At 69.1% G+C, this 9,657-nt stretch carries 9 protein-coding genes and 1 pseudogene; 4 read left to right on the top strand and 6 right to left on the bottom strand.

What is annotated here, in order from left to right; all coding sequences use genetic code 11:
- Positions 1-713: pseudogene (locus ACWGDE_RS31505) on the top strand (hypothetical protein); the annotation flags it as partial.
- 130 nt (positions 714-843) lie between these two features.
- Here ACWGDE_RS31505 and tnpA read toward each other — a convergent pair.
- Complete coding sequence (gene tnpA, locus ACWGDE_RS31500) at positions 844-1,272, bottom strand: IS200/IS605 family transposase (protein WP_453392444.1); 429 nt, start codon at positions 1,270-1,272, stop codon at positions 844-846.
- A 26-nt stretch (positions 1,273-1,298) separates the two neighbouring features.
- Here tnpA and ACWGDE_RS31495 point away from each other — a divergent pair, with 26 nt between their 5' ends.
- Positions 1,299-2,522 carry an RNA-guided endonuclease InsQ/TnpB family protein gene (locus ACWGDE_RS31495; RefSeq protein WP_453392443.1) on the top strand — a complete coding sequence of 408 codons (1,224 nt, stop codon included), beginning with the start codon at positions 1,299-1,301 and terminating at the stop codon, positions 2,520-2,522.
- A gap of 162 nt (positions 2,523-2,684) precedes the next feature.
- Here ACWGDE_RS31495 and ACWGDE_RS31490 read toward each other — a convergent pair whose 3' ends face one another.
- Complete coding sequence (locus ACWGDE_RS31490; protein WP_453392442.1) at positions 2,685-3,203, bottom strand: cupin domain-containing protein; 519 nt, start codon at positions 3,201-3,203, stop codon at positions 2,685-2,687.
- A gap of 81 nt (positions 3,204-3,284) precedes the next feature.
- Between ACWGDE_RS31490 and ACWGDE_RS31485 the strand changes: the two genes are divergently transcribed.
- Positions 3,285-3,887 (top strand): TetR/AcrR family transcriptional regulator, encoded by a 603-nt coding sequence (locus ACWGDE_RS31485; RefSeq protein WP_453392441.1) that lies wholly within the window; start codon positions 3,285-3,287, stop codon positions 3,885-3,887.
- A 129-nt stretch (positions 3,888-4,016) separates the two neighbouring features.
- On the opposite strand, the gene ACWGDE_RS31480 is transcribed toward ACWGDE_RS31485, so the two are convergent.
- Positions 4,017-4,730: a pyridoxamine 5'-phosphate oxidase family protein gene (locus tag ACWGDE_RS31480; RefSeq protein ID WP_453392440.1), complete on the bottom strand. Its 714-nt coding sequence runs from the start codon at positions 4,728-4,730 to the stop codon at positions 4,017-4,019.
- Between the two features lie 748 nt (positions 4,731-5,478).
- Here ACWGDE_RS31480 and ACWGDE_RS31475 point away from each other — a divergent pair.
- Positions 5,479-6,003, top strand: a complete 525-nt coding sequence (locus ACWGDE_RS31475; RefSeq protein WP_453392439.1) for a peptidylprolyl isomerase — start codon at positions 5,479-5,481, stop codon at positions 6,001-6,003.
- A gap of 1,061 nt (positions 6,004-7,064) precedes the next feature.
- Here the strand turns inward: ACWGDE_RS31475 and ACWGDE_RS31470 are convergent.
- The 3 genes from ACWGDE_RS31470 to ACWGDE_RS31460 all read right to left on the bottom strand — a co-directional run bounded on the left by ACWGDE_RS31470 (position 7,065) and on the right by ACWGDE_RS31460 (position 9,096).
- Positions 7,065-7,931 (bottom strand): NmrA family NAD(P)-binding protein, encoded by an 867-nt coding sequence (locus tag ACWGDE_RS31470; RefSeq protein WP_453392438.1) that lies wholly within the window; start codon positions 7,929-7,931, stop codon positions 7,065-7,067.
- 52 nt (positions 7,932-7,983) lie between these two features.
- Complete coding sequence (locus ACWGDE_RS31465; RefSeq protein ID WP_453392437.1) at positions 7,984-8,445, bottom strand: hypothetical protein; 462 nt, start codon at positions 8,443-8,445, stop codon at positions 7,984-7,986.
- 129 nt (positions 8,446-8,574) lie between these two features.
- The gene (locus ACWGDE_RS31460; RefSeq protein ID WP_453392436.1) at positions 8,575-9,096 is read right to left on the bottom strand and encodes a MarR family winged helix-turn-helix transcriptional regulator; all 522 of its coding nucleotides are present in this window, start codon (positions 9,094-9,096) and stop codon (positions 8,575-8,577) included.
- Positions 9,097-9,657 lie beyond the last annotated feature (561 nt).

Here is a 9,657-nt window from a genome sequence, read left to right as displayed (position 1 = left end):
CCGCCGGACAGGTCGCGCGCGCCCTGTCTTCCCGGGCCCCGGGCGCCGACCTGCTCTTCCTCGACGTGACGATCCTGGGCCCTGCCCGCGAGACCGGCGGCGACTGCCTCCTCGCCACGTGCGAGGACCTGACGCTCCGCCTCACCGCGCCCCACGACCATCCCGCGCTGGCGTACCGCGACAACCTCCGGATGCTGGCCGCCCTGCCCGGCACGCGTCTGCGCGTCGTCGGCCGCCTCCTCCCGGACCCCCGGCCCAGTCTCCAACTCCTGGCGGCCGCCCACCCGGCGGACCCCGCACGGCGCGTCGACCTGGGCCTTGACCGGCTGCAACGCGCCGACCTCCCCTCGGCCCCGCAGACGCCCGTCGCGCCGGTCCCCACCGGCCTGGCGGCGGACCCGGCCCCCCTCCACCTCCTGCGCCGCCGCCTCGAACAGGCCGTCGCCGCCGGACGCCCCTTCCTGGCCGTCCCCGGATCACTGCCGGCCGACGCCGGGCAGCTGCGCCGCTCGGCCCTCCCCACCGCCGCCGATCTCCTGACCGAACTGCAACGCACCGCCAACCGGCGCGCCCGCGACCCCTTCGGCCGCCTACTCCCCGCCGACCCGACCGACTTCGCCCGCGCCTGGCTGAGCGCGGCCCTGTACACCGAGGCCGCCGAGACCTCGCTGTGCGCGGCGGCATGGCAGGGCGACCAATTCACCGACCCCTGAGCCGAGCGCTGTCGGTGGTGCCTTCTACCTCTGATCTTGGCCAGTGCTCTGCCCTTTGGGGCGGGGGTGAAGGCCATCCTTGGTCTGGAGGCGCGAAGCGCCGGAGTTCGCTGCGCCTCCGGGGTAACGGTCAGGTGGGCCGCTTCTGGTTCTCGATGTACTGCTTGACCACGGTAAGTGGTGCGCCACCGCAGGACCCTGCGAAGTGGGAGCCGGACCAGAAGTGTCCGCCCCACAGGTATCGGCGGACATGCGCGCTGTACTCCTGGCGCAGCCTTCGGGAACTGACGCCCTTGAGCGAGTTGACCGGCTTGGAGAGCTGGACCTTCGGCGGGTAGTGCACCAGCAGGTGCACGTGGTCGTCCTCGCCGTTGAATTGTTTCAGCTCGGCCTCGAAGTCGGCGCAGACCTCTCGCATGATCTCTTCGGTGCGGATCAGCATGGCATCGGTCATGGCCTTGCGCCGGTACTTCGTGACGAAAACCAAATGGACATGCAGGTTGTAAACGACGTGTCGACCGGTGCGTACGTCAGGGTTTGGGCTCCATCGCGGTGACATGAGCCAATTGGAGTACGGTGATCCACATGCAACTCCGGTACAGCTTCCGCCTGTACCCGAACGGTCCTCAACGCATCGCGCTGGCCAGGGCATTCGGGTGTGCGCGTGTGGTTTTCAACGATGCGCTTCGCGTACGTGAGACCGCCCGCTCTGCGGGGCTGCCGTTCGTCCCGTCGGGTGAGCTGTCCCGGCAGCTCACGGCGTCAAAGAAGACGCCGGAACGCACACGGCTCGGCGAGGTTTCCTCCGTGATCCTCCAGCAGTCCCTCCGGGACCTGGACACCGCATACCGGAACTTCTTCGACGGCCTCAAGGGCAAGCGCCCCAAGATGGGACCGCCTCGGTTCAAGAGCCGCAAGGACAACCGGCAGGCCGTCAGGTTCACCGCGAACGCCGGATGGAAGATCACGGCAGGCGAGAAGCTACGGCTCCCCAAGGTCGGGGACGTGCGGGTCAAGTGGTCCCGCACCATGCCCTCTGTGCCGTCCACGGTGACCGTGGTCAGGGACGCGGACGGTCGGTATTTCGCTTCGTTCGTGGTCGATTCCGAGACCGAGGTGCTGCCCACCACGGATGCCGTGGTCGGAATCGACCTCGGTTTGTCGCACTTCGCGATCCTCTCCGACGGTACGAAGATCGACAGCCCCCGCTTCCTGCGCCGGGCCGAGAAGAAACTCAAGCGCGAGCAGCAGCGCCTCGCCCGCAAGGCGAAGGGCAGCAACAACAGAACCAAGGCCCGCATCAAGGTCGCCCGCGCTCACGCACGGGTGGCCGACGCACGGCGCGAGTTCCACCACCAGCTCTCCATCAAGCTGATCCGCGAAAACCAAGCGGTGGCAGTGGAAAACCTGGCGGTCAAGGGACTTGTCCGGACGCGCCTGGCCAAGTCCGTCCACGACGCCGGATGGGCCACGTTCGTCGCGATGCTGGAGTACAAGGCCGCCCGGTACGGGCGCACCTTCCACCGCATCGGCCGCTTCGAGCCGACCTCTCAGGTCTGCTCGCAGTGCGGCGTCAAGGACGGCCCCAAGCCCCTGCACGTCCGAGAGTGGACGTGCGAGGCGTGTGGGTCTGTCCTTGACCGGGACATCAACGCGGCGGTCAACGTCGCCAAGGCCGCCGGACTGGCGGTGTCAGCCTGTCGAGCGCAGGTAAGACCGGGACTTGTCCCGGCACAGCGCAGAGAAGCAGGAACCCACCCGGAGCCCCGCCGGACAACGGCGGGCCAGACGGGAATCGCCCTCCTTTAGGTGGGCGAGGATGTCAACTGTGGCGCCCGCATTTTTCGAAGGCCTCTTCGCGGCGACCGTCGCAGAGGTGGCTCCCGGTGCGAGCGCGAAGGTCGAATGGGGCTATCCCGACGAGGAGTACTGACCGGCTTCTCAAGATCCGCCGGACAGGTCCTGGCTCGCTCAGGTGCTGAAGGGCGGGGTCAGGTCGTACCGTGCGATGACGTCGGGCAGCCAGTCGGGTTGCCCGAACTGAAGCCCGTACTTGGCGGCGAGCGCCGGTATCGCGTCCTCCGTCGGCGGCGGCCCGTCGGCGAGCATCTCGGCCAGTTCGCGGAAGCAGTGCTCGAAGCCGGCCGGACTGATGATCTCGATCATCCGGGCAGGGACAGGACCGGCGTTCCACATCGTGTGCAGCTCTCCGCGCGGCTTGGTGATGTAGCCGCCCGCGCCCAGGACGACTTCGCGGTCGCCGGACCGGAAGCCGATCTCGCCCTCGGTGACGATCGAGTACTCGTCTTCCCGGGTGTGGAGGTGCGGTGGTACCAGCGCCCCGACCGGGAAGGGGTGTTCGACGACGGAGACCGCGCCGTTGGTGTCGGCGCCCCAGAGCTTGAAGGCGACCCCGATCGAGCCGAGGTAGCCCTCACCTCCCTCGCCGGGGCGGACGATGGTGAGTGGCGGGGCCAGCGGCTCTGTCATGGTGATCACTCCTCCACACAATTTGGAGATACACTGGTGTTCACCTAAAAGTCTCCGCCTCGGATCGCAGGGCGTCAACAGGTGAGTGATCAGCAGCGTTCATCGAACACGCGTGGCTACGAGATGCGTAAACGCGCCGAAGGCGTGGGCCTGACGCGACAGCGCATCGTCGAGGCCGCCGTACATCTGCACGGCACCGTGGGCCCGGCGGCGACGAGCATCGCGGCGATCGCCGACCGCGCCGGGGTCACCCGGCTGACCGTCTACCGGCACTTCCCCGACGAGACCGCGCTCTTCCAGGCGTGCTCGGGGCACTGGCTGTCGCAGCAGCAGCCGCCCCAACCCGAGGAATGGGGTGCGATCGGGGATCCGGTCGAACGGCTGACGGCCGGGCTCGCCGACCTCTACCGCTTCTACCGCGCGGGCGAGCAGATGCTGACGCTGGTCAGCCGCGACCTGCACGCGGCGCCCGACTCGATCCGCGAGGCCTGGGAGGCGAGGAACAGGCGCTGCGTCGAGGTGCTGGCAGACGCGTGGCCGACGGCAGGCGAGCCCGTCCGGCGGGCGGTGATCGGTCATGCGGCGGCGTTCTCGACCTGGCGTTCGCTCTGCCGGGAGCAGGGTCTGACGGACCGCGAGGCGATCGAAGTCATGGTCACGCTGGTGGGAGCGGCCGGTAACTGACAGGGAAGGCGCGTGAGTTGAAGGTCTCGACAGCGTGCTGCTTGCGTCCCCCCGCACGTGCTGGGCCGGCGGGCGGGACCCGCGGCCCACCCACGCGCGCACGAGGCGAGATGCCGCTCGGTATACCCGTCAGCGACCAGCGATCAACGCGTTGTCTCCGCTTCCGCAGGCGGGGCTGTTCTGGCGTCGGGTGAGGTGTGCTGGGGCGGTGATGTCCGGGGAGAGCGCGGGGCCCGGTTCGAGTGTGCCCCAGGTGGTGTGGAGAGGGAGGACGCCGGCCCAGATGCCGAGCCCGGCGTCAGGTCCTTCACCGTCCTCCGGTGGGCCGGCGGCGACCTTGACCGAAGCCTCGTCGAGGGAGAGTGCGAGCAGGGAAGTCGCCGCCAGTTCCTTCCGGCTGGGGCCGCGCGCGTAGTCCCACTGACCCGGGGTGATGTGCTCGGTGAGGCAGCGCAGGCCCGCGAGTTTCTCCTCGGGGTCGGTGACGAGGCGCGGTATGCCGTAGACCATGGCGCTGCGGTAGTTCACGCCGTGCTCGAACACCGACCGGGCCAGGACGAGGCCGTCGACGTGGGTGACAGTCAGGCACACCGTGCTCTGCGGGGCCTCCACCAGGCTGCGGCTGGCCGCCGAGCCGTGGAAGTACAGCGTCTCGCCGTCCGTGCCGTACACCGTGGGCACGACCATGGTGCGGCCCGCCACCTGCACCCCGAGGTGGCACAGAAATCCGGCGGCGAGTACCGAGTCCAGCTCGGACCGGTCGGACCTTCCCTGCTCGCGCAGGCGGCGGTGACGGGTCCGTTCGGTGGCGGAAAGGGGCGGGCGGGTCAGCGGCTCAGACATGACGCGAGGCTATCGAATTCGTTGTTGATCGTACATAGTTCAGATGACATCATCGCTAGAGCAGCATAGAAGCTGCGGATTTCGTCGCCAACGGCAACATCGTTCGCATCGGGAGTCTCAATCTCGCGTGCTGCTGGGCCACGCTGGCGGCGAGGGGAGCCCGCCATCCCGTGGACCAGGCGGGGAAGCCCGGGGCGACGGGCGACGCGCAGATCAGACGGGTCTGACGATGCTTGTGTGAACGGGTGAGGGCAGCTGGTTGGCGCGGGGTGGTGGCCCGTCGGTTGTTGGCGGAGGCTGCCGGTGTGACGGGTTCGGACGGTGTGAAAGCGGCTGGCGGAGCCGCGTGAGGGCCGTCTGGAGCCTGTGGTGTGGCTGGCGGCGCCTACAGCGCCAGTGGCTCCGTCGAGCAAGGACGTCAGCTGGAGGGCGAGGACCCTGGGGTCGGCCGGGCCAACCTCCTTCCGTCAACTGTTCCCGCGGACCAAACCCACGCCCTAGACTGCGACGGCTTCGGGACTTGGCGATCATCGGGAGGGCGTGCGAGATGAAACGGGTACTGATCAGCGGATTCGCGGCCGTGGCGTTAGTCGTGTCCGGGGGGAGCGTCGCCACCGCTTCCGACGGTGCTCCACCGCGCACGACGCACGGCCCTTGCCAGTACACACAGACCCCGGACGAGCCGCCGGCGCGCTCGGTTCCGCTGCCGCCCGACCCGCGGCGCACCCCCAGTCGTGGCACGGTCGATATGGCTGTTCCGACCAGCCAGGGCCCGCTCCCGCTGCACTTGGACCGGGCCAAGGCGCCGTGCACGGTCCAGAGTTTCCTGCACCTGGCACGGCACGGGTTCTACGACCGTACGGTGTGCCACCGTCTGACGGCGTACCCGACGCTGAAGGTCCTGCAGTGCGGCGACCCGACCGGTACCGGTGAGGGCGGGCCCGGTTACAAGTACAAGGACGAGCTGCCGGTGGACCTGCCGCCGGCACCGACCGATCCGACCGGCGCGCGCCGCCTCTACGGGCGCGGCCTGCTGGCGATGGCCAACGCCGGTCCGGACACGAACGGTTCACAGTTCTTCGTCGTCTACGGCGACTCCGCGCTGCGACCGAACTACAAGGTGTTCGGCACGGTCGGCGCCGACGGCCTGGCAACACTCGACAAGGTCGCCACCGGAGGCATCGAACCAACCACGGAGGACCCGACACCAGTCGACGGCACTCCCGTGCTGCGGACCGAGCTGTTCCGCGTCCGGCCGTCCTGCGAGCATTGACGCGCCGCAGCGTGGGCACGTGCTCGATAGGCGTGCGTGCACATAACGGGCTGGGCTCCGGAGGGGGGCCGGACGCGATGGTGGGCAGCCAGGATTCGAGTTTCTCCCGCCTACCGGGCGAGGGCACGCGACAGCGCGGGGCTGGAAGGCCCCGGCGCTTTCGTTGGCGTGATCGGGGCGGGTCGATCCGAACGGCATGGTGATCCGGTTGTAGGCCGGGCGGGTACGGAAGGAATCGGGCCCAAGTGCGGCCGGAGGGAGCGGAGGACCCGAGGAGCGCTCTGTGCGCCGCCAGCAGGCTCAGCCGCCGCGAAGAGATCATGGCATGTCTGCTTCGCCGTGCCCCTGGCGGTGATCCTCGCGGTCTGCTGCCCGCCACACTCGCGCTTGCCCTCAGCCTGGCGCATCCGGTACCGGACGGACCGACTGTTTCCCCGTGCCGATCGGCTGCGACCCGGCTGCAGCGGGAGACCTGATCGGCAGACAGGAAAGCAACTGGCGTGACCCGGAATGCGGGGTCGGTGGCCAGGGCTAACGGGCGGAGCCACCGAACGGGAACCAAAATCTTCCTGTCGTCGGCACTGCCCGCTCGGCCTGTCACGGTGCTTTCGTAGTCACACACCGGCCCGCCCCTGGAACGTCCCCGGCACGTCCCTCGTGTCGGGGGCGTCGTCGTCGCAGGTCGCTTCGGCGGTCGGATCTCCGGCTGTCGACCCCAGCCGACGAAGATGTGCCCCACTCGGCGTGCACGCGGTCCCGGTGTACGGGCGCCTCGCTCCACCCCCACCGGCGCCGGCCACGTCTGCTCTCCTGGTGCCCGCCCGGTACGGCCCGCGGTCGAGCGCCGGCGCCCGCTTTCCCGCACGTGGCCGGGCTTGCGGCGGTCACCACGACGGTGATGGGCCGCCGATACCCCCACCGGGCCGACAGAGCAGTCGGCCTGGCGGGGGTACCGGGGCTTGGGGCCGGCGGACGATGTCCGTCTCGCATACCTTCTCCGGGATACGGGGACCGGCATCCCGGAGAAGGGCGAGGGGTGGAGCAGACGGTTGGGCGGTCGGTCAGGCGGTCTTGGTGAACGTGTGGAGATGTTCGCGGAGGAAGGCGTGGAGTGTCCTGGCGGGGCGGCCGAGGATGGTCTCGATGGTGTCGTTGGGAGATTCCGGGCGGGCAATGGCGAGTTGCTGGATCTCCACCACGTGGTCGGCGAGCCAGGGCGGCATGTGCGCGGTGGTCAGGAGGTGTCTGTGGAACTCGCTTGGTGGCAGGTCGATGGAGCGAACGGGGCGGCCGGTCAGCTCGCCGAGCAGACGGGCGAGCTCGGGTTGGCTGAAGGCCCGCGGGCCGGTCAGGCTGTAGGTGGCGCCGGCAAGGCTGGGGCGCAGGAGGGTCTCGGCGGCGACGTCGGCGATGTCCCGGACGTCGATGTAGTTGCAGGGTGCCTCGCGCATGGCCCCGATGAGTACGCCCTCGGCGATCGCCGGGGCGCTCAGGAGCAGCTTTTGCATGAATGCGTAGGGCCGGAGCAGCGTGGCCGTCATTCCGGTTGTCGCCAGGTGTTCCTCGACCCGCCAGTGGCTGCGCGAGATGGCCACAGGTGAGGCGGGCTCGGCTGCTGGGGCGGAGAGTTTGACCACGTGCCGTACCCCGCAGTGGGCTGCGGCGTCTATCACGTTGGTCTCGAGCTCGGTTTGACGCGGGCTGTTGGCCATGGCGAGGAACAGTTGGGTGGATCCCTGGAACGCGTCGCGGAGCGTCTCGGGTTCGGCGGCGTCCGCACCGACGATCTCGACCGACGTGTTGGTGCCGATGGCGGTACGCAGGTTGTCGGGCGTACGGCTGACGGCGCGGCAGGGGACTTCGAGTTCGATGAGCCGCCGGAGCAGGGCGCTGCCGGTGGCGCCGGTGGCGCCGATGATGGTGATCACAGTGTGCCCTTCGTGAGTGGTGGTCTGAAGGAATCGGACGGGAAGGGCTGGGTCAGGCCTGTTGGCGGGATGTCGTGCCGTGCCACCGCCAGGTGACGATGGCGGTGGCCAGGCCGGCCGACAGCGGCAGGTCGATCCGCAGCCGCTCCAGCCATCCGGCATCGGGCACCGGTGTGTGCGACGGCAGCCAGTCGGATCCGAACCATGCGGCCAGGCCGGCGATTCCGACCGCTGTGATGGCAAGTCCGAGGGTGAGTACCGGTCGTGGCGCCGAGGCCGTCCAGCGTCGGGGTCGGCCACGGCGGTGCAGCCATCCGCCGACGATGCAGGCCACCAAGGCCGATGTGGCCCCGATGGAGGTGAAGGCGGCCGTGGTCAGTTCGGGCTGGCCGCTGAGGAATCCGCCGAGTCCGGCGGTGAGCGCGGGGGCCAGATAGGCGGTCGCGACTTCCTTCCACAGGGTGAACGGACGCGTGGCGATACCGCGCTGGGCGGTACTGGGAGGGGTGCTCATGTGACTCCTCGAAAATAATTAGCTGGCTAAGTAATTGATTAGGAGGCTAACTATTAGGGTGTGGGAGGGTGTCGCGCGCGGTCAAGACAGCCACCCCCGCGCGGAAGTGAGGCCGCAGCTGTGCCGCAGCTATTCGGCAGTCAATGCGCCGATCCGCTGAGTGATCCGCTCCAGGAGGTCGAGGAACAGCCCGCGTTCGTCGGCGGCCAGTCCACCGACCAGTGCCTCGAGCCGTGCGAAGTGGTCCGCGGCCATGTCGCGCAACCGCTGGCTGCCGCGCGCCGTGAGTACGACTACTGCGCCCCGCCCGTCCTCCGTCGAGGCGCGGCGAGCCACCAGACCCTCTCGCTCCAGGCCGACGACCAGGCCGGTCACCGTGGCGCGCGAGACGCCAAGACCCTTGGCGAGCTGCGAAGGCGACTTCTCCCCGTCGCTGTCCTCGAGATCCACCAGGAGGCGGTAGCGCCCGGTCGACAGCCCGGAACGCGCGAAGTGCACTTCGGACGCCCGGTCCAGGCGCGCCCCGGCAGCCATCAGGCGCACCGCGACGAGCACCGCCTGCGGGTCGGCCTCAAGCCCGTAGCGTGCGATCTGCTTCCGCGCCTGTTCGAGCGTGGGTGCAGCGTCGGGGTTCGGATCCTCGTCACTCATGAGAAGTAATATGGCGGCTAACTATCTCCCGGTCAAGTCGCCGTGAGCCTCACAGCCGCAGACTCTGGACGGATCCGCCCTGGAGGGCCTTGCGGTGCCCGGCGGTGAGGGCGTGGTGGGTGTCGTGCCAGCGGCCGGGGGCGTGGCGGCTGACGGTGTCGAGGGGATACCAGGCGCCGGCGGCGCGAGCGCGGGGCAGGGGCCGGTCGAGCTGGAGGTCGTCGAGGTCATGCGGTGGAGGTGGCTCAGCCAGACAAATTAAGAGCAAGAAGCGCGGGGCGTGAACCGCTCCCGCAGGAGACACCCACAACACCCGGACCAGGTGGGCCGCTCGGCTCAAAGGATCGGCGGCCGCCATCCGCGACAGCGTCGGCAAGACCACCCGACGTCCAGAGCCTTGCTGGCCGGGAACGGAAGCTGGCAAGATGCGTGCGCTCCTGGCGGTGGGACGCGCTGTTCGTTCGTGGGGCCCGCCGTACTGCTCGCACGTCACCCAAACCGGTTCGTGAGTCTCTCCAGAGAGTGAGAGGTACCCATGTCCAAGAGGGCCAAGACCATAGA

It is taken from the genome of Streptomyces sp. NPDC054956 (assembly GCF_053609185.1).
The sequence above is the reverse complement of the archived record's forward strand: the minus strand, read 5'-3'. Positions and strand labels throughout refer to the sequence as shown.

Excerpts from the sequence above, each read along its gene's own strand:
- ACWGDE_RS31475 (WP_453392439.1), top strand. The coding sequence starts at position 5,479 with ATGGCTGTTCCGACCAGCCAGGGCCCGCTCCCGCTGCACTTGGACCGG.
- tnpA (WP_453392444.1), bottom strand. The coding sequence starts at position 1,272 with ATGTCACCGCGATGGAGCCCAAACCCTGACGTACGCACCGGTCGACAC.
- ACWGDE_RS31495 (WP_453392443.1), top strand. The coding sequence starts at position 1,299 with ATGCAACTCCGGTACAGCTTCCGCCTGTACCCGAACGGTCCTCAACGC.
- ACWGDE_RS31460 (WP_453392436.1), bottom strand. The coding sequence starts at position 9,096 with ATGAGTGACGAGGATCCGAACCCCGACGCTGCACCCACGCTCGAACAG.
- ACWGDE_RS31480 (WP_453392440.1), bottom strand. The coding sequence starts at position 4,730 with ATGTCTGAGCCGCTGACCCGCCCGCCCCTTTCCGCCACCGAACGGACC.
- ACWGDE_RS31465 (WP_453392437.1), bottom strand. The coding sequence starts at position 8,445 with ATGAGCACCCCTCCCAGTACCGCCCAGCGCGGTATCGCCACGCGTCCG.
- ACWGDE_RS31490 (WP_453392442.1), bottom strand. The coding sequence starts at position 3,203 with ATGACAGAGCCGCTGGCCCCGCCACTCACCATCGTCCGCCCCGGCGAG.